The 18,085-nt window shown below is 60.8% G+C and carries 16 protein-coding genes; 8 read left to right on the top strand and 8 right to left on the bottom strand.

Annotated elements, in window-relative coordinates:
* Positions 1–250: 250 nt before the first annotated feature.
* From H9Q10_RS07205 to H9Q10_RS07180, 6 genes are all read left to right on the top strand, one after another.
* Positions 251–1,291: a type IV pilus twitching motility protein PilT gene (locus H9Q10_RS07205; protein WP_197903286.1), complete on the top strand. Its 1,041-nt coding sequence runs from the start codon at positions 251–253 to the stop codon at positions 1,289–1,291.
* Positions 1,292–1,807: 516 nt separating this feature from the next.
* Complete coding sequence (locus tag H9Q10_RS07200; protein ID WP_225748563.1) at positions 1,808–2,998, top strand: PilT/PilU family type 4a pilus ATPase; 1,191 nt, start codon at positions 1,808–1,810, stop codon at positions 2,996–2,998.
* A 104-nt stretch (positions 2,999–3,102) separates the two neighbouring features.
* Positions 3,103–3,999: an EamA family transporter RarD gene (gene rarD / locus H9Q10_RS07195; RefSeq protein ID WP_197903285.1), complete on the top strand. Its 897-nt coding sequence runs from the start codon at positions 3,103–3,105 to the stop codon at positions 3,997–3,999.
* Between the two features lie 263 nt (positions 4,000–4,262).
* Positions 4,263–4,958, top strand: a complete 696-nt coding sequence (gene murU / locus H9Q10_RS07190) for an N-acetylmuramate alpha-1-phosphate uridylyltransferase MurU (RefSeq protein WP_197903284.1) — start codon at positions 4,263–4,265, stop codon at positions 4,956–4,958.
* A gap of 137 nt (positions 4,959–5,095) precedes the next feature.
* The gene (locus H9Q10_RS07185) at positions 5,096–6,169 is read left to right on the top strand and encodes a FlxJ family methyltransferase (protein ID WP_197903283.1); all 1,074 of its coding nucleotides are present in this window, start codon (positions 5,096–5,098) and stop codon (positions 6,167–6,169) included.
* Positions 6,170–6,250: 81 nt separating this feature from the next.
* Positions 6,251–7,027 (top strand): hypothetical protein, encoded by a 777-nt coding sequence (locus tag H9Q10_RS07180; protein ID WP_197903282.1) that lies wholly within the window; start codon positions 6,251–6,253, stop codon positions 7,025–7,027.
* A gap of 255 nt (positions 7,028–7,282) precedes the next feature.
* Here the strand turns inward: H9Q10_RS07180 and dinB are convergent, their stop codons facing one another.
* The 7 genes from dinB to H9Q10_RS07145 form a co-directional block, all read right to left on the bottom strand.
* Complete coding sequence (dinB, locus tag H9Q10_RS07175) at positions 7,283–8,362, bottom strand: DNA polymerase IV (RefSeq protein ID WP_197903281.1); 1,080 nt, start codon at positions 8,360–8,362, stop codon at positions 7,283–7,285.
* Between the two features lie 204 nt (positions 8,363–8,566).
* Complete coding sequence (locus H9Q10_RS07170) at positions 8,567–8,926, bottom strand: hypothetical protein (protein WP_197903280.1); 360 nt, start codon at positions 8,924–8,926, stop codon at positions 8,567–8,569.
* Positions 8,927–9,004: 78 nt separating this feature from the next.
* The gene (gene scpB, locus H9Q10_RS07165) at positions 9,005–9,592 is read right to left on the bottom strand and encodes an SMC-Scp complex subunit ScpB (protein ID WP_197903279.1); all 588 of its coding nucleotides are present in this window, start codon (positions 9,590–9,592) and stop codon (positions 9,005–9,007) included.
* Positions 9,593–9,686: 94 nt separating this feature from the next.
* On the bottom strand, positions 9,687–10,070 hold the full coding sequence (locus H9Q10_RS07160) for a hypothetical protein (protein WP_197903278.1): 384 nt from the start codon (positions 10,068–10,070) through the stop codon (positions 9,687–9,689).
* 142 nt (positions 10,071–10,212) lie between these two features.
* Positions 10,213–11,268, bottom strand: a complete 1,056-nt coding sequence (gene alr, locus H9Q10_RS07155; protein ID WP_197903277.1) for an alanine racemase — start codon at positions 11,266–11,268, stop codon at positions 10,213–10,215.
* Positions 11,269–11,535: 267 nt separating this feature from the next.
* Entirely contained in the window at positions 11,536–12,489 is a 954-nt protein-coding gene (locus H9Q10_RS07150; RefSeq protein ID WP_197903276.1) for a peptidylprolyl isomerase, read from the bottom strand.
* Positions 12,486–14,837, bottom strand: a complete 2,352-nt coding sequence (locus tag H9Q10_RS07145) for an LPS-assembly protein LptD (RefSeq protein ID WP_238480165.1) — start codon at positions 14,835–14,837, stop codon at positions 12,486–12,488. The genes H9Q10_RS07150 and H9Q10_RS07145 overlap by 4 nt, the downstream gene beginning before the upstream one ends.
* Before the next feature lie 20 nt (positions 14,838–14,857).
* Between H9Q10_RS07145 and amgK the strand changes: the two genes are divergently transcribed.
* Together amgK and H9Q10_RS07135 are read left to right on the top strand one after the other, a co-directional pair.
* Positions 14,858–15,862, top strand: coding sequence for an N-acetylmuramate/N-acetylglucosamine kinase AmgK (gene amgK / locus H9Q10_RS07140; RefSeq protein ID WP_197903275.1), 1,005 nt, complete (start codon positions 14,858–14,860; stop codon positions 15,860–15,862).
* Positions 15,863–16,156: 294 nt separating this feature from the next.
* Positions 16,157–17,101: a serine hydrolase gene (locus H9Q10_RS07135; RefSeq protein ID WP_197903274.1), complete on the top strand. Its 945-nt coding sequence runs from the start codon at positions 16,157–16,159 to the stop codon at positions 17,099–17,101.
* Between the two features lie 120 nt (positions 17,102–17,221).
* On the opposite strand, the gene H9Q10_RS07130 is transcribed toward H9Q10_RS07135, so the two are convergent.
* Positions 17,222–18,019, bottom strand: a complete 798-nt coding sequence (locus tag H9Q10_RS07130; protein ID WP_197903273.1) for a methyltransferase — start codon at positions 18,017–18,019, stop codon at positions 17,222–17,224.
* Between the last annotated feature and the right edge of the window lie 66 nt (positions 18,020–18,085).

Below are 18,085 nucleotides of genomic sequence, written 5' to 3'. Positions count from 1 at the left end.
CTACCTGAAAAACGAAATGCCAAACAACATGCCGTTTTGATGGAAGCTTTCCTTTCGGGCAGCCTCCCTGCCCCAGGCCAACCCGCATCCGCCCCGCAAGCCGGCCCAAACTGCCCTTCCTGTTTCAGATAACCGCCAATTTTACAGGAAAATACAAGTTTTCCTTTATTTATCCCGCCATATTTATTTACAATGAACTGTTTTTAGCAAAACTGCAAAAAATTTTACTGAAAAGGGAGTTTCAAAAGCCATGCAGATTACCGACCTACTCGCCTTCAGCGTGAAAAACAAAGCGTCCGACTTGCACCTCTCGTCCGGCCTGCCGCCCATGATCCGCGTGCACGGCGACGTGCGCCGTATCAACCTGCCCGAAATGAGCGCCGAAGAAGTCGGCAACATGATTGCCTCCATCATGAACGACCACCAGCGCAAAGACTACCAACAAAGGCTGGAAACCGACTTTTCCTTCGAGCTGCCCAACATCGCCCGTTTCCGTGTGAACGCGTTCAACACCGAGCGCGGCCCGGCTGCCGTATTCCGTACCATTCCGAGCAAAGTGCTCACGCTGGAAGAATTGAACGCCCCCAAAGTGTTCCAAAAGATTTCCGACCAGCCGCGCGGCCTCGTACTCGTTACCGGCCCCACCGGCTCCGGCAAATCCACCACCCTGGCGGCAATGATCAACTACATCAACGAAAACCACCACCACCACATCCTCACCATCGAAGACCCGATCGAGTTTGTGCACCAGAGTAAACAGTGCCTGGTGAACCAGCGCGAACTGCACCAGCACACCCACAGCTTCGCCAACGCCCTGCGCTCTGCATTGCGTGAAGACCCGGACATCATCCTGGTGGGTGAGATGCGCGACCCGGAAACCATCGGCCTGGCGCTCACCGCCGCCGAAACCGGCCACTTGGTATTCGCCACCCTGCATACCACCGGCGCCGCCAAAACCGTGGACCGTATCATCGACGTGTTCCCCGCCGGCGAAAAAGAGATGGTGCGCTCCATGCTTTCCGAATCGCTGCGCGCCGTAATTTCGCAAACCCTGCTCAAAACCAAAGACGGCAAAGGCCGTGTGGCCGCGCACGAAATCCTGATTTCCACCGCCGCCGTGCGCAACCTGATCCGCGAAAACAAAATCGCTCAGATCGGTTCCGCCCTGCAAACCGGCCAAGCGCACGGCATGCAGACGCTCGACCAATCGCTGCAAGCCTTGCTCAAACGCGGCGTCATCAGCATCGATGCCGCCCGCGCCAAAGCGCAAAACCCCGACCAACTGGTTTAACCAGCCAACAAAACAAGGGAAAACATCATGTCAAACGACCAGCACAAACAAAATCTGGCTGAGCTGCTCTCCGAAATGGCCAACAGCAGCGACAACCTGCCGCCGGAGCCTGCCCCTGTTTCCGCTGCCATCACGCCGGAAGGGGATTTGTCGGACATCGAAAGCCAGTTCTCCGTTCCGCCGATACCCGACGACAGCCTCAGCCCGCAAACAATCGATATCCCGCCGCTGCCGGATATGCCCGAGCCGCCATTCGCCCAGCCGGAAATCGTGGCGCAAGCTGTACCACCCGTACCGCCTGCCCAGCCGGTACAGCCCCAGCCCGCCCAAGCGAAACCCGCGCAGCCGCTCAGATCGCGCTTCGCCCAAATGGCACAAGGGCAAATGCAGGTTGCACCGTCTCAGCCGCAACCCGCTCCTGCCCAAGCCCAGCCCGCGCCCGTTCCGCAACAACCAGCTCAGGCCGTGCCTCAGCCGCAGGCACGCCCCGCTGCCGCCGCGCCCAACCATCCGCCGCTGCATGCCGCCCCGGCACAGCCGGTTGGCCACGGCCCGAACCAGCACCTCACCCGCGAGCGCGCCAAACTGCACCCGCTGCTGGAAAAAATGGCCGACGAATCGCTCAAGCGCAATGCTTCCGATATTTTCATCAGCAGCAACTTTCCGCCCTCCTTCAAAATCGACGGCACCTTGGTGCCCGTGCCGGTGAAACCGCTCACCGAAGAAGAAGCCGCGCAAATCGTATATTCCACCTTCAACGACGAGCAGAAAGCCAAGTTCCCGGTGGAATGGGAGCTGAACTATTCCCTGCAATCGCAAAACGGTATCCGTTTCCGTGTGAACGCTTATCACGAGCAAGGCCGCATCGGCCTGGTGATGCGCCGCATCACCACCAACATCCTCACTGTGGACGACCTGCGCCTGCCGCAAGTGCTCAAAGAGCTTTCTATGCGCAAGCGCGGCCTGATTATCCTGGCCGGCCCCACCGGCTCCGGTAAATCCACCTCGCAGGCCGCCATGCTCGACTGGCGCAACAAACATTCCGCCGGCCACATCGTTACCATCGAAGACCCGATCGAGTATATCCACAGCCCGATCAAGAGCATCATCACCCAGCGCGAAGTCGGCCTCGACACCCACAGCTGGGGTGCCGCCGTGCAGAGCGCCATGCGTCAGGCGCCAGACGTGGTCTGCGTGGGCGAGGTGCGTAACGAACACTCCATGGAATACGCCCTGCAACTGGCGCAAACTGGCCACCTGTGCTTCTTCACCATCCACGCCACCAACGCCAGCCAAACCGTTGAGCGTATTATGAACTTGTATCCCGAAGAGCGGCACCAGCAAATCCTGATGGACTTGGCCTTGAACCTGGTGGCCATCATCGGTCAGCGCCTGGTGTTGAAAAAAGGCGGCAAAGGCCGAAACGCCATCATCGACCTGCTCATCAACACCCCCGCCATGCAGGATCACGTGTTCAAAAACGAGCTGCTCGAAGCCCGCGAGCTGATGGAACGCGCCGAAGACGACGGTATGCAAACCTTCGACCAAGACTTGTTCCGCCTCTACATCAACGGCGAAATCGACTACGACGAAGCCCTGCGCCAAGCCGAATCTGCCAACGACTTGCGCCTGCGCATCAAGCTCTACGAAGAAGGCCGCGAAAGCACGCACATCTTCGAGCGCGTAAACGATTTGAACTTAATGTAAGCAGTCGGAAGGCTAACAGAGGCTACCTGAAAATATGCGCCGCAGTTTTCAGGTAGCCTCTGCCTTTCAACACACCCCACCATTTTCAGGTAGCCAGCCACATCATGCACACCACCCATCCCACCGAATACCGCCGCGGCCTCTACAGCGTGCTCGCCTGCTACCTCATCTGGGGCTTCTTCCCGCTCTATTGGCTGCCCCTGGTCGGCCAGCCCATCAGCGCCGGGCAGCTCATGGCGCACCGCATCGTGTGGGCCTCCCTGCTCGCCATCGGCGCCATCGCCTATTCCCGCTCCAGCCGCACCCTGCTGCTGCAGGCCCTGCGCCATAAACGCACCCTGCTCACCTTCGCCGCCTGCGCCGCACTGCTCGCCGCCAACTGGCTGCTCTACCTTGCCGCCATCACCCAGCGGCAGGTGCTGCAGGCCAGCCTCGGCTACTTCGTCACCCCACTGGTGAGCATCCTGTTTGGCCGGGTCTTCCTCGGCGAAACCCTGCGCCCGCTGCAAATCGGCGCCATCGCGCTGGCTGCCGTGGGCGTGGTGTGGCTCTCCGTGTGGGGCGGGCAGATGCCGTGGCTCGCACTCGGCATCGGCCTCAGCTGGAGCCTCTACGGCCTGCTGCGCAAACTCGCCCCGCTGCCCGCCCTGCCCGGCTTCACGCTGGAAACCCTGTTGCTGCTGCCCTTCGCCGGCCTCTACCTCGGCTGGCACCATGCACACGGCAGCCTCGTGTTCGCCCAACTGCCGCCATTGCCCTTGGCCATCGTCATCGGCAGCGGCGCCGCCACCATGATCCCACTGTTGCTGTTTGCCGCCGCCGCACAACGCATCCGCCTTTCCACCATCGGCATCCTGCAATACCTCTCGCCCAGCCTGCAATTTCTGCTCGGCCTCACCGCCTTCCACGAGCCCTTCAGCCGCACCCAGTTTGCCGGCTACCTCTGGGTGTGGGCCGGCGTGGTACTGTTTATCTGGGGCGCACGCAAACGGCAGGCTTAAGCCGCAAAAGGCTACCTGAAAACCTTGCCCGCCCCTTCAAGCCATACAAGCCAACCCAAAGCCCCGAAACCCGCCACACAGATTTTAGCTTCGCAGAAACTCGCTTCCTTCGTTTTAACTGCGTTGAAGCTCACGCTTTCAGCTAGCCTCAAACACACCAAAGGCTACCTGAAAATATACCCGCCCATTCCAACCGCCTTCCAGCACACCCCACGCATTCCGCTATATAATCGCCCCATTTCCCCTCAAGGCTACCTGAAAACATGAAAGCCATGATTCTGGCCGCCGGCCGCGGCGAAAGAATGCGCCCGCTCACCGACACCCTGCCCAAACCCATGCTCCCCTGCGGCCGCGAGCCCCTCATCGGCTGGCACCTGCGCCGCCTCGCCGCCGCCGGCATCCGCCAAGTCGTCATCAACCACGCCTGGCTCGGCGAAAAAATCGAACAAAGCCTCGGCAACGGCAGCCGCTACGGTCTCTCCATCCAATACTCCCCCGAAGCCCCCGGCGGGCTCGAAACCGCCGGCGGCATCGCCACCGCCCTGCCGCTCCTGGGCAGCGAGCCCTTCCTCGTGATCAACGGCGACATCCTCACCGATTTCGACTGCCGCGCCGCCATCAGCCGTGCCGCCGCCCTGCCCGCGCACACCCTCGCCCACCTCTGGCTCGTGCCCAACCCCCCGCACCACCCCCAAGGCGACTTCCGCCTGCTGCCCGGCGGCCAAATCGCCGACAGCCAAACCGGCAGCAGCCCCGCCCACACCTTCAGCGGCATCGGCCTCTACCACCCCCGGCTCTTTGCCCGCACCGCCCCCCACCAGCGCGCCAAACTCGCCCCCCTGCTGCGCCAAGCCATGCAGCAAGGCCTCGTGAGCGGCGAACTGCACAGCGGCCTCTGGCTCGACGTCGGCACGCCCGAACGCCTGCAAGAAGCCGCAACCCTCGCCGCACAATGGTAGCCCCGAACCAAAGGCTACCTGAAACGCCCAATCCCCTTTTCAGCTTCGCAGAAACTCACTTCATTCGTTTTAACTGTGTTGAAGCGCACGTTTTCAGGTAGCCTCTTTCCAACCCCATTCCTTGAAACCTGCCCGCCATGAACCCTCTCCAGCAATACGCCCAAGACCCCCTCAACGCCGAAGCCGCCCAACGCCTCGCCCAACAAATCATCTTCGGCCCCTTCGCCTTCCAAGCTTCCCGCCTGATGGTGAAATTCGGCATCCTTGAGCGCCTCAACCGCGCCAAAGACGGCCAAACCCTCGCCGACATCGCCCGCGAAGCCCAAATCAGCCCCTACGCCGCCCAAGTGCTGCTCGAAGCCTCCCTATCCATCGGCACCGTGCTGCTCCAAAACGAGCGCTACTTCATCAGCAAAGCCGGCTGCTTCCTCATCCAAGACAAAATGTCCCCCATCAACATGGATTTCGTGCACGACGTGTGCTACCAAGCCATGTTCCACCTCGAAGCCGCCCTGCTCGAAGGCCGCCCAGCCGGGCTCGAAGAATTCGGCAGCTGGCCCACCGTCTACCAAGGCCTCGCCCAACTGCCCCCGCGCGTACGGGAAAAATGGCTCGCCTTCGACCACTTCTATTCCGACCAATCCTTCCCCGCCGCCCTCAAAATTATTTTCGCCCAGCCCGTACACCGCCTGCTCGACGTAGGCGGCAACACCGGCCGCTGGGCGCTGCAATGCGTCGCCCACAGCCCAAGCGTACAAGTCACCATCATGGACCTGCCCCAGCAGCTCGAGCTCATGCGCGCCCACACCGCCGGGCACCCCGGCGCCAACCGTATCCACGGCCACCCCGCCAACCTGCTCGACCCCGCCGTCCCCTTCCCAGCCGGCTTCGACGCCATTTGGATGAGCCAATTCCTCGACTGCTTCACCGAAGAGCAAGCCACCTCCATCCTCCGCCGCGCCGCCGGCAGCATGAGCCAAAAGAGCACCCTCTACATCCTCGAGCCCCTGTGGGACAGGCAAAAATACGAAACCGCCGCCTACTGCCTCACCCACACCAGCCTCTACTTCACCGCCCTGGCCAACGGCAACAGCAAACTCTTCCGCAGCGACGACCTCGTCCGCTGCATCGAAGCCGCCGGCCTCAGCATCACCCAAATCCACGACCACCTCGGTCTCGGCCACAGCCTCCTGTGCTGCCAGAAAGCATGAAGCAGAAAAAAGGCTACCTGAAAAACCAAATTATAGTTTTCAGGTAGCCTTCACAAACCAATTTCAATAAAAGGAAACCCCATGCCAGCCCCCAAACTCACCTCCATCCTATCCGCCGCCCTCCTCATCCTCCCCCTCACCGCCCAAGCCAAGCAACCCTCCGGCCTCCCCGCCTTCCTCCGCAGCATCAACCAAGCCGCCCCCATACAATCCGGTCCCATCACCATCAGCCGCGCCACCCAACAAAACGGCCACATCCTCATCCATGCCGCCATCAACAGCCAGCAGCTCCCCCTCCCGCCCCAAACCCAGCGCGAGCCCACCATCCAAGCCCTGCAAACCCTCACCGAAGCCGCCTGGTGCCAACACCCCCGGTTCCCCACCCTCAACCAAAACCACAGCCTCACCGCCCGCTATCAAATCAGCGGCGAAACCCAGCCCATCAACATCACCCTCCCCGCCGGCCGCTGCACCCAGATTCAAAGCAGCCAAACCCCCGAACAGCAAGCCGATGCCGTCCAAATCGCCGACCTCATCCTCCACCTCCCCGGCATAAACCAACGCCTCCCCCTCACCGACGGCAAGCTCACCCTCCAACGCATCGATTTCCACCACCCCAGCCAAACCCTGCACAAACACCTCACCCTCAACGAGCCCGCCCTTGCCTGCGCCCCCGAAGCCCAAATCCGCGAGCGCATCCAAAACGAAGCCCGCGCCCTCGAATGCGAAGACCCCATCCTCGCCCAAAACAACCGCCACTACCCCACCACCCACCACTTCACCCTCCCCAACCGCACAGAAACCTTCGAAACCACCATCCCCAAAAACAGCTGCACCCCAGCCGCTAAACCCAACTAAGCCCCAAAGGCTACCTGAAAACCCCAGATCCGGCATAAATTCCCAGCATTAGCCGTTTTCAGGTAGCCTCAAACCCCTTTCACCAACCGCCCCGACTCGTTCGATATCACCCTCCCCAAAGGCTTCTGCGCCACCCGCCGCTAAACCCCGCCCCAAGCAAAAGGCTACCTGAAAACCGCAATCCAAGTTTTCAGGTAGCCTTTTGTCTGTGGCAAGCCGCTTTGTTTGGCAGCTTCCAAGCTTTGCAGATAGTTTTCAGGTAGCCTCTTCCGCTTCCGCCCCCGGCCACAATTCCGGCTGGCTGCCCTGCGGCAAAAGGTGGCTGATGCCCAGGCCGATCAGGCGGTAATCGCTGCCGGCGGGCATCCGCTGCGCGAGCTGTCGGGCGGCCTGCTCCAGCGCGGCGGCGTTTGGCAGCACGGAAGAATAGGTTTGCGAGCGGGTGAGGATGCGGAAATCGGCGGTTTTCAGCTTGAGGGTGAGCGTGTGCGCCTGCACTTGCTTGCGCTGCGCCTGCTGCCACAAATCTTGCGCCAAATCCGGCAGGTGGCGGAGGATTTTGGCCAGCGGCAGGTCTTTGGGCAGGGTGATTTCGGTGGAGATTTGCAAGCGTTCGCGCTGCGGCTGCACGGGGCGGTTGTCGATGCCGCGGGCGAGGTCGTGGAGGCGGTAGCCCCAGCGGCCGAACAGGTTCACCAGTTCGCCGCGTTGCATTTTTTGCAAATCGCCGGCGGTTTTCAGGCCGAGGGCGTGCATTTTTTGCAGGGTTTTCTTGCCCACGCCGGGGATTTTGCCCAGCGGCAGGGTGAGCAGGAATTCGGCAATGCGCGGCGGGGGGATGACGAATTGGCCGTTGGGCTTGCGCCAGTCGGAGGCGATTTTGGCGAGGAATTTGTTGGGCGCGATGCCGGCGGAGGCGGTGAGGCCGGTTTGGCGCAGGATTTCGGCGCGGATGGCGCGGGCGATTTCGCTGGCGTAGGGCAGGTTTTGCTTGTTGCGGGTAACGTCGAGGTAGGCTTCGTCGAGCGAGAGCGGCTCGACCAAATCGGTGTGCTGCCGGAACACGGCGTGAATCTGCTGCGACACTTCGCGGTAGAGAGGGAAACGCGGCGGCACAAACACGGCCTGCGGGCACAGCCGCCGCGCGGTAAGGGCCGACATGGCGGAATGCAGGCCGAACCGCCGTGCCTCATAGGAAGCGGCGCACACGACCGAGCGTTTGCCTTCCCACGCCACCACCAAGGGCTTGCCGCGCAAATGCGGCTGCTCGCGCAGTTCTACCGAGGCGTAGAAGGCGTCCATGTCGATGTGGATGATTTTGCGATCGGCGGGCATGGCGGGACGTCGGAGGGAGAATAGAACAGATTATACGCGGGCGGCGCGGGGCAAATAAGTGAAAAGGCTACCTGAAAAAAGGCCGGCAGTTTTGGCTTGCATTGCGGCTGGCATTTTAGCTTCGCAGAAGCCCGTCTTCCTTCAGAAACCTTGTTTTAACTGCGTTGAAGCTTGTGCTTTCAGGTAGCCTTGGGGTTGTATGGCTTATTTTTCTAATGCGGGCAATACGGAAGTGAACATAAACCGCTCCACTACACGGATAAATTCAGCTTTATCCCGGGTTTCAAACCTGCCGATAAATTTATCTATTTCAACATCCTGCTTCGTTTTACCCTTTTTCATGGAAAAAAAACGGACAACCAGGCAGCCGTTTGGGTCGCCCTCGGGCTCGAATGATGAATCGAAACACAGCTTTTTATGCGGATTGGTGGCGCATAGCAGATATTCCCCGTAATACCAATCCAGGTTTTCGGGCGAAAGCGGCACTTCATACAAATTGTTGATGTCGATTGTCCAGCCGTTGGCCACTCTTAGCGGTTGGATGTTTTCCCACAGTTCGCTCATATTTTGATTGCCTGCAACACGAAACAGCCCATGATTTTCAGGTAGCCTCCACGGGCGAAGAGGCTACCTGAAATTTGTTTACCCCGCTTCTTGCCCCGTCTCCTCCCCTGCCGCTTCCGCGCCCACGCCCAATTCGGGCAGCACCAGCTCCCCCAATTCGGCCAGCGGCGGCAGGGCTTCGAGGCTGCTCAGCTGCAAATCGTTGAGGAAGGCTTTGGTGGTGGCCCACAGGCTGGGGCGGCCCACAGTGTCGCGTTTGCCGATGTTTTCTATCCAGCCGCGTTCCTGCAGGGTCTGCATCACGTTTTGCGACACGGCCACGCCGCGGATGGCTTCAATGTCGCCGCGCGTTACCGGCTGGCGGTAGGCGATGATGGCCAGGGTTTCCATCACGGCGCGGGAATAGCGCGGCGTGCGCTGCTCCTGCAGGCTGCCCAAGCGCTCGAAGGCGGCAGAGGCTACCTGAAAACGCCAGCCTTCATGGCTGCGCACCAGCTGCAACGCCCTATCCTGCCAGCGCTGTTGCAGGGCTTCGAGCACATCTTCAAGCTTATCGGCGGAAAGCGGCGGCTGGCACAGCTGGCGCAGGGTGCGCTCGGGCAGCGGCTCGGCTTGGGTGAGCAGCGCGGCTTCGATCAGGCTTTCGGGGGAAGGGGTTTGCGGCATGAATGGTTTGATGTGTGTCGGGTTAGTTTGGCAAAACGTCAGGCACGGACGCAGGGCTGCTTTTTTCAGGTAGCCTCCAAGCAGAGGAACAGCTTTACCGCGACGGCATGCTGTCGGTTGCTATTTCATTGCAAACCGCGGCGGCGTAGTCTTCTCTGCCTTTGCTGGCATAGGTTTCGTATTGTACGGCTTGGCTGCCGGCATACACTTGGCCGTTTCTCTGCTGCAGGTGCAGGCCGTTGTCGAGGCGGATACTGTTGCCGCGGCGCTGCCATCTGCCGGCGGCGCTGTCTTCTTTGTAGTTCGAGATGGAAAGCAGGCAGTATCGGCTGTTGGGCAGCACTTCGATCACCAGCATTTTTCGGATGTCGGCACCGCCGTGGACGCCCCATTCAACGTGTTTGTATGTGCCTGCGCCAAGCGGTTGGGCTGAGGCGCACAAGGGGGCGAGCAGCAGGAAGGGGAGGAGCTTTTTCATGGGTGTTGTTGATGAATGATGAATTTCAGGTAGCCTCAAGCAACAGGCCAAAGGCTACCTGAAAGCGCAAATTTGCTTTAACTGCGTTCAAGCTTTGCCGAAACCCCGTTGAAGCTTTTTCAGGTAGCCTTTAACCGGCTGATTATTCTTGATACACGAAGGCGGCGCGCTTGATGTGGCACAGGATTTCGTAGGGGATGGTGCCGGCGGATTGGGCCACGGTATCCACGGAAACAGCGTCGCCCCACAATTCAACTTCGCTGCCCACACCTTGGTGGTGGTCGAGCTCCACGGTGAGCATGTCCATGCTCACGCGGCCGATGAGGCGACTGGGCTGGCCGTTTACGGTGAGCGGACAGCCGCTTTGCGCGGTGCGCGGGTAGCCGTCGGCATAACCGCAGGCGGCAATGCCGATGCGGGTGGAGCGTTCGGTAACGAAGGCGGCGCCGTAGCCCACGGGCTCGCCGGGCTGGAGGGTGCGTTCGGCAAAAATGCGGCTGGTGAGGCGCATCACGGGTTTGAGCTCGGGGCAGGCGCCGGGGAAGGGCTCGATGCCGTAAAGGGCGAGGCCGGCACGACCCCAGTCGCGGCGGGCGGCGGGATGCGCGAGGATGGCGGCGGAGTTAGCCAGGCTTTGCGCGCCGGAAAGGCCGGCCACGGCGGTGTCGAAGGCGGCGAGCTGGGCGGCGGTCATGGGGTTTTGCGGCTCGTCGGCGCAGGCGAAGTGGGTCATGTTCACAATATGCGCCACCTGCGGGCTTTGGCGCAGGGCTTGGTGCGCCGGGGCGAAGTTTTGCGGGAAGAAGCCGACGCGGTGCATGCCGGAATCCATTTTCAGCCACACGGTTACCGGCTCGCGCCAGCGGTAGGCCAGCAGGCTTTCGAGCTGCCATTGGTTTTGCACGCCCGGCCACAGGTGGTATTCGTCTACGGCGACGTATTCGGCGGGCTCGAACACGCCTTCGAGCATCACAATGGGCGCGCTGATGCCGGCTTCGCGCAGCTCGACGGCTTCATCCAGCGTGGCCACGGCGAAACCGTCGGCCAAGTCGGCCAGCGCGCGGGCGCAGCGCACGGCGCCGTGGCCGTAGGCATCGGCTTTGATCACGGCGAGCAGCTTGTTGCCGTGCAGGCGTTTGAGCAGTTGGTAGTTGTGGCGCAGGTGGCCGAGGCGGACGGTGGCGGTGAGCGGGCGCATGGTGTTTCTTCTCTCTAAATAGTTTGAGTGAATCGGGTTTGGGTTAAACGGATGGTTTGAATGCCGGCACGAAGCACGAGGGGAACAAGGTGCACATGATAAAGGCTACCTGAAAATCGTTTATGGTAAAAACGCAAAGTTCCGTGAAATATTGCCTTCAGCGCGGCCGCCTGAAACCTGTTGCAGCCATGCCTGCCAAAGGCTTGAGCAAACACGGCGGCAAGCAAAAGGCTACCTGAAAATTTTCAGGTAGCCTCTCCCGTGCCGCTACATGCGGATGGAAATAAAGCTGCCTTCGTGCAACTGCTGGAGCAGGCGCTGCATGGCGGCTTGGGTTTTCTGCGCGGCGATGGCTTCGTGCACCCCGGCGCGGACGCGGTCTTCCGGCGTATTCGGCGTACGGGTTTCGATGAGGCGGATCACGTGCCAGCCAAACTGGCTGCGCACCGGCTGGCTGATTTCGCCCGGCTTCAAGGCGCTCATGGCACGCTCGAATTCGGGCACGGTGTCGCCCACCGACAGCCAGCCCAGCTCGCCGCCGTTGCCCGCGCTGCCGGCATCCTGCGAATACTGCCGCGCCAGCTGGCCGAAATCGGCGCCGCCCCGGGCATCCTGCGCCACGCGTTGCGCCAGGCGCTGGGCACGTTCGCCCTGCCCGCTGATGAGGATGTGCTGCGCATGGTAGCGCGGTTTGGGCGCGGCCTGCGGCAGGGTCATGCCTTGGGCGCGGGCGCGGTTGATGGCGGCGGTTACCTCTTCCTCGCTCACTTTGGCCTCGCTCGCCACCTGCCCCTGCTGCACGCGTTGCGCCAGCAGGCTGTCGCGCACTTGGCGGCGCAGGCCGGCTTTGTCGATGCCCAAGCGCGCCTGTGCGGCTTCAAACTGCGCCACGCTCTGGCGGCGGGCAGCGGCGATGCGGGCGATTTCGGCTTCCACTTCGCCATCCGGCACCTGGATGTTGTTGCGCCGCCCGGCCTGCACCAAAAGCGACTGGTTCACCAGCTGCATCAGGGTTTGCCGCTGCAAATCCTGCTCGGAAACCTGGCTGCCGCGCGGCAGCTGGCTGCGGCTGTGGGCGATGGCCTGACTCAGCTCGCGCTGGGTGATCACTTCGTTTTCCACCACGGCCACGATGTTATCCACCGGCTTAACCGTGTCGGCCAAGGCTACCTGAAAAGTCAGGCACAGGCCCAAGGCCGAAAGCAAAGGTTTCATTTTCATTTACGCATTACCTCATCAATGTTGGTGTAGCCAGGGATCGACTGGCGCAGTTGCTCGAAAGGATTGTTGCCCAGGCTGCTCAAGTCGCGCAGGCGCAGCTGGAGGAAGAAGGCGTTTTTGCTGGAGTTCACGCCGTTCACATAATGCTGGCCGACGGCGCTCAGGCTCCAGCAGCCGCAGCCGCTCACGTATTCCATGCCCAGGAGGTGTTCCACCGGCTTGTGTTCGCTGAAGGAATAGCTGTGGCGGCCCACCAGATACAGGTTGCGGTTGACCGGCCATTGGAAATACACGTCGGCCTGACGCACTTTGCCGTATACGTCGTCGTAGATTTCGCCGCGGCGGCGGTATTGGTAGCGCGCGCCCACGGTTTTGCCCGGCTCGGGGCTGTAGCGCAGGCCGAAGTTGTATTTGGCGGCGGCGTTTTGGCTGGTGTCGTAGTGCACTTCGCTGTTGAGCCAGATTTTGTCGGTCACGCGGCCGTCGGCAAAGGCAAGCAGGTCGGAATGACCGCTGCGGCGCTGCACGCGGCTGCCGTCGAGCAGCACGTCGTCGCGGGTGAAATACAGGCGCTGGCCGATGCCGGCGGAAAAGCGCTCTTCGCCGTTTTTGGCGTCGTACAAACGGGTTTGCACGGCCATGGTGAGGAAGTTGGCGGCGTTGATACGGTCGTGGCCGGCAAATCGGTTTTCACGGAACAGTTGGTCGTAGCCGAAGCCGTTTTCGGAGGTGTCGAACAGCGGGATGTCGTTCTGCTCTTTGGTGGGGATGTAGGTGTAGAACAGGCGCGGCTCAAGGGTTTGCACGTAGTTGCGACCCTGCCAGCTGGCCGGTCGTTCGAAGGTCATGCCGCTATCGACGCTGAAAATGGGCAACACGCGGCTGAAGCGGCGGGATTGCTGGCCGTTGAAGCTTTCCAAATCATAATAAGTGGCGTGCAGGGCGGCTTTCGGGCGGATATAGCCCCAACTGCGGTTGAATTCGGCGCTGATGCTGGGGTTAAGCACCAGGCGGCTGCCTTCTTGCTTGCTGTCGTGGCGGAAATTGCTGTATTGGCCGAACATCTGGAAATGGGCGATGCCGAAGCGCCGCTGCCACTGGCTGCTCAAGCGCGGCAGTAGGGCATAGGGCTGGTCGCCCTTATAGCCATCGGCGTTGGCCAGGGTTTGGTATTTCTGCACGGTGGCGTAGCTGCTGAGGCTGCCGCCCCACAGGTTGGTTTGATGGCGCAGCCACAGCTGGCGGTTGAGGTTTACATTGGTGGCGATGTCGGTGCGGTTGTAGAAATCGCGGTAGTAGTCATCGTCGGAAACCTGGTGAAAATCCACGCCGGCAGTGAGGTTGCGGCCGAATTGGTGTTGGTGCTTCCAATCCACCTGGCTGCGTGTATCGTGGCTGCTGAGCTGGTCTTTTGGCAGCACGGCCAGGCTGATGTCACCCTGGTATTTGGGCTGCAGGTAGCGGAACTGGCCGGCCAGCTGCAGGCCGCGCCGGCTGTAAAGCTTGGAAGTGAGGGTGAGGTCGTAGTTCGGTGCAAGGTTGAAATAATAGGGAACGGTAATCTCCGTACCGTCGGAACCGGCTTTGAACGTGGGCACCAATAGGCCGCTTTTGCGGTTGCCGTTGAGCGGGAAATCGATCCACGGCGTGTAGAACAGGGGCACGCCGCCCACCACCAGCGAAGCGTTGCGCGCCACGCCGATGTTGCGGGCATAGTCCGCCTCGATGCTTTTGGCGCGGATATACCAGCTCTCGTCGCCGGGGTTGCAGGTGTTGAAGCGGCCGTTTTCCAGGCGGTAGCGGTTTTCGCCGTCCATGCGCAAGGTTTGGCTGGTACCTTGCAGGCGGCGGCCGTCCTCGCTTTCGGCTTCGAAGCGGGCATTGCTGGCTTCGCCTTGGCGGGTATCCATCTTATACCGCAGGTTTTCGCCGCTCACGCGCCCGCCGCCCTGCTCCAGTGTGAAGCGGTTGCCGGCACGCACGGTGTCTTGCGGCTGGTCGTAATCGATCCATTGTGCGTTGAGCACCTGCTGGCCGCGTTCCACCACTACATTGCCTTCGGCGTGTACGCGCACGTCGCTCTGGCCGATGACTCGGTCGGCATTCACTCGGGTGGCGCCTTCGGGCGGTTCGCCTTCGCCGCTGGTTTGGGCGGGCGCAATCATGTGTTTGGGCGCATCTGGGCGGTGGCAGGCCGCACCGCCTTCCGCAGCCAGCGACAGGGGTTCGGCCAGCAGCGCGGTGGGCAAGCTCAAACCGGCAATCACGGCAGCCGCCATCGGGCTCAATCGGAAAAAGCAAGACAAAGAATCACCCCAAATTTCTTGCGGACAGTTAAAATGGCGCATATTTTAACCCGAAAAACATCATGGAACGAGAAAAAGAATTGCAAACTTGGCTGCAGGAACGTTATCCGCAGCAGGATTTCACCCTGTCCTTCGCCGCTGCCGATGCCGATTTCCGCCGTTATTTCCGCGCAGTATTCGCCAACGGCGAAAGCATTATCTGCATGGACGCGCCGCCCGATAAAATGAGCATCGAGCCCTATCTGCGCGTGCGCGAGATTTTTGCCGCCGTGAACGTGCCCAAAATATTTCATTACGATACGGTTCATGGTTTTATGGCGCTGGAAGACTTCGGCAAAGTACCCTATCTGGCCGCGCTGCAACACGACCCCAGCCCCGAAGTGCACCGTGCCCTGTTGCTCGATGCCCTCGATACCTTGGTGGCGCTGCAAACATCCAGCCAGCCCGGCAGGCTGCCTGAATACGACGAAACCGTGTTCCGCCGCGAGATGCAGCTCTTTCCCGATTGGTTTGTGGCCAAGGAGCTGAATCAAAGCCTGAATTTCAAACAGCAGCAACTGTGGCGGCAAGCGCTCGACACCCTGTTGCCCGTGCTTACCGCCCAAGCGCAGGTGTATGTGCACCGCGACTTCATCGTGCGCAACCTAATGCTTACGCCCGGCCGGCCCGGCGTGCTCGACTTTCAAGACGCGCTCTACGGCCCGATTTCTTACGACTTGGTCTCCCTCCTGCGCGATGCCTTTATCGAATGGGAAGAAGAATTTGTGATTGATTTGGCCGTGCGCTACTGGGAAAAGGCCCGCGCCGCCGGCCTGCCCGTGCCCGCCGATTTCAGCCATTTCTACCGCGATTTCGAATGGATGGGCGTGCAGCGGCATTTGAAAGTAGCCGGTATTTTCGCCCGATTGTGGCACCGCGACGGCAAAGATAAATACCGCCCCGAAATCCCCCGCTTCCTCAACTACCTGCGCCGCACCACCCGCCGTTATGCCGAGCTCGCCCCGCTCTACGAACTGTTGCTCGAACTGGTGGGCGATGAAGAATTGCAAACCGGTTATACTTTCTAATCAAATTCTTATGCAGAGAAAAGGCTACCTGAAAACGGGCAACACTATTTTTCAGGTAGCCTTAATTCCAGTTTGCCTATTTAAACACCCTCTTCACCATTCAAATATTCCAAAGCGTGCCAGCCTGTTTCACAAAAATCTTTTACACAATATAGGGTTTACAAACCCGCCGTTTTTGCCGAAAATAACTAAGTTTTCGTTTTCACCGTTAAAACAAATATTTGCCCATTCGGCGCAGCATCTGCCGGGTGGAATTACGCTTCAAACTCAATACAACATATTGATAGGTAACAAATGTTTGCATTCAAAAAACACTGTGCGCTCATCCTCGCCGGCTTAGGCCTCGCCCTGGCCAGCCTGCCCGCCGCCGCACAGGACGACATCGACGTACTCGGCCAATTCCTCGAGCAAAACCTGCCCGTGCAGGACGACCCGCTCGGCACCTTCCTCAGTAGCCGCCCCGCCGAAAAAGTGGAAGCCCAGGCCGCCGTGGCCGGCCCTATGCTTTCTTCGCAATCCGCCCTCATCATGAACGGCCGCAGCGGTGAAATCCTGTATCAGAAAGGCATCGACCAAGTCCGCCCCATTGCCTCCATTTCCAAGCTCATGTCCGCCATGGTGGTGCTCGATGCCCGCCAAAACATGAACGAAACGCTGGAAATCACCGAAGCCGAAATCGACCGCCTCAAAGGCACCGGCAGCCGCCTCTCCGTCGGCACCACCCTCACCCGCCGCGAAATGCTGCACTTGGGCCTGATGAGCAGCGAAAACCGCGCCATCCACGCCCTTGCCCGCAACTACCCCGGCGGCCTGCCCGCCTTTATGTCTGCCATGAACCGCAAAGCGCAGAGCCTCGGTATGCAGCAAACCCGTTTCTACGACCCCACCGGCCTGGATTTCCGCAACGTATCCACCGCCCGCGATTTAAGCCTGATGGTGCGCGCCGCCCACGAATACCCGCTCATCCGCCAGTTCTCCACCTCCAATTCCGGCTCCGCGCACACCAGCAACGGCCGCACCCAGCAATACCGCAATTCCAACGCCTTGGTGCGCGAAGGCAGCTGGAACATCTCTCTGCAGAAAACCGGCTATATCCGCGAAAGCGGCCGCTCCATGGTGCTCTATGCCAACGTGCAGCGCCAGCCGCTGGTGATCGTGCTGCTCAACTCGCCCTCGCCCACCACCCGCGTGAACGACGCACGCGCCATCCAAAACTGGGTGAGCGGCCGCGAAATCTAAGCTCTGTTTAGCTTCGTTTGCATTAAACACGGCAACACAAAGGCTACCTGAAAATCGTTTTTCAGGTAGCCTTTGTGTTTACCGCCGGCATTCAGCCAGCCGGCAGGGCAAACCGCAGCTTTACCCTGCTTTGCGGCGCGGGTAAAACTGCACCACATTTTCGTTTTCCGGCAGCTCCCGCTGACGCACGGCATGGCCGTACACGGTTTCCAGGGTAACGGTGTGCAGCAGGCCTTGGGCGAAGCCTTGGTTTACGGCGTTGCGGGCGGCGGCTTCGTCGGCAAATTGCAGCGCGGGCCAGATGCCGAGCGTGTCCATGTCTTGCCAGAAGGTGTCGGCGCGGGTGTAGGCCAGTTGCAGCTTGGCGGTGTCCATTACGGGGTCGTAAAAGCCGTGGTGGAACAGCATGTCGCCGAGGTCGTGCATGTCGGCGAATGGGCTGGCTACGGGGATGTTGCGGGCTTTCAGGTAGCCGGTGATTTCGGCGAGGGTGTCGAGGCCGAAGTGGGTAAGGAAAAGCAGGCCATCGGTTTTCAGGGCGCGCGCCCAGTTTTCGATCACGGGCACGGGGTTGGCGGCGGCGGGCACCAGGCCGAGGTTGCACCAGAGCCAGTCGGCCCGGGCTTCGGGCAGCGGTGCTTCGGGCGCTTGGCAGTGTTGGGGCACGGTTTGGCCTTTGCCGGCAAGGCGTTGCCAGAAGCTGCTATGACGTGCGGCGGCGGCTTCGCGCAGGTAGTCTGCACGGCTGTCGTATTCGCTGAATGCCGCCTGCGGGTAGCGCGCGGCAAGCAGGCGGCGGCTGCTGTCGCCATCGGCGCCGAACAGCAAAACGTGCTGTGGGGCGGCGGCGATGAGGGGCAGGCGTTGGTCGGTGTCTTCGGCGAAGCGGCGGTGGATAAGCCAGCGGTCGGTGGTCATTTTTCAGGTAGCCTGTGGTGTGTGGGATGGCATTTTCAGGTAGCCTTTTTTTTTGCGGCTACCTGA

Source organism: Eikenella glucosivorans, from assembly GCF_016025525.2.
In the GTDB taxonomy this organism is placed as follows: Bacteria; Pseudomonadota; Gammaproteobacteria; order Burkholderiales; family Neisseriaceae; genus Eikenella; species Eikenella glucosivorans.
The sequence above is the reverse complement of the archived record's forward strand: the minus strand, read 5'-3'. Positions and strand labels throughout refer to the sequence as shown.

Coding starts and splice junctions, on each gene's coding strand:
- H9Q10_RS07205 (WP_197903286.1), top strand. CDS start 251: ATGCAGATTACCGACCTACTCGCCTTCAGCGTGAAAAACAAAGCGTCC.
- rarD (WP_197903285.1), top strand. CDS start 3,103: ATGCACACCACCCATCCCACCGAATACCGCCGCGGCCTCTACAGCGTG.
- murU (WP_197903284.1), top strand. CDS start 4,263: ATGAAAGCCATGATTCTGGCCGCCGGCCGCGGCGAAAGAATGCGCCCG.
- H9Q10_RS07185 (WP_197903283.1), top strand. CDS start 5,096: ATGAACCCTCTCCAGCAATACGCCCAAGACCCCCTCAACGCCGAAGCC.
- H9Q10_RS07180 (WP_197903282.1), top strand. CDS start 6,251: ATGCCAGCCCCCAAACTCACCTCCATCCTATCCGCCGCCCTCCTCATC.
- dinB (WP_197903281.1), bottom strand. CDS start 8,362: ATGCCCGCCGATCGCAAAATCATCCACATCGACATGGACGCCTTCTAC.
- H9Q10_RS07170 (WP_197903280.1), bottom strand. CDS start 8,926: ATGAGCGAACTGTGGGAAAACATCCAACCGCTAAGAGTGGCCAACGGC.
- scpB (WP_197903279.1), bottom strand. CDS start 9,592: ATGCCGCAAACCCCTTCCCCCGAAAGCCTGATCGAAGCCGCGCTGCTC.
- H9Q10_RS07160 (WP_197903278.1), bottom strand. CDS start 10,070: ATGAAAAAGCTCCTCCCCTTCCTGCTGCTCGCCCCCTTGTGCGCCTCA.
- alr (WP_197903277.1), bottom strand. CDS start 11,268: ATGCGCCCGCTCACCGCCACCGTCCGCCTCGGCCACCTGCGCCACAAC.
- H9Q10_RS07150 (WP_197903276.1), bottom strand. CDS start 12,489: ATGAAAATGAAACCTTTGCTTTCGGCCTTGGGCCTGTGCCTGACTTTT.
- H9Q10_RS07145 (WP_238480165.1), bottom strand. CDS start 14,837: ATGCGCCATTTTAACTGTCCGCAAGAAATTTGGGGTGATTCTTTGTCT.
- amgK (WP_197903275.1), top strand. CDS start 14,858: ATGGAACGAGAAAAAGAATTGCAAACTTGGCTGCAGGAACGTTATCCG.
- H9Q10_RS07135 (WP_197903274.1), top strand. CDS start 16,157: ATGTTTGCATTCAAAAAACACTGTGCGCTCATCCTCGCCGGCTTAGGC.
- H9Q10_RS07130 (WP_197903273.1), bottom strand. CDS start 18,019: ATGACCACCGACCGCTGGCTTATCCACCGCCGCTTCGCCGAAGACACC.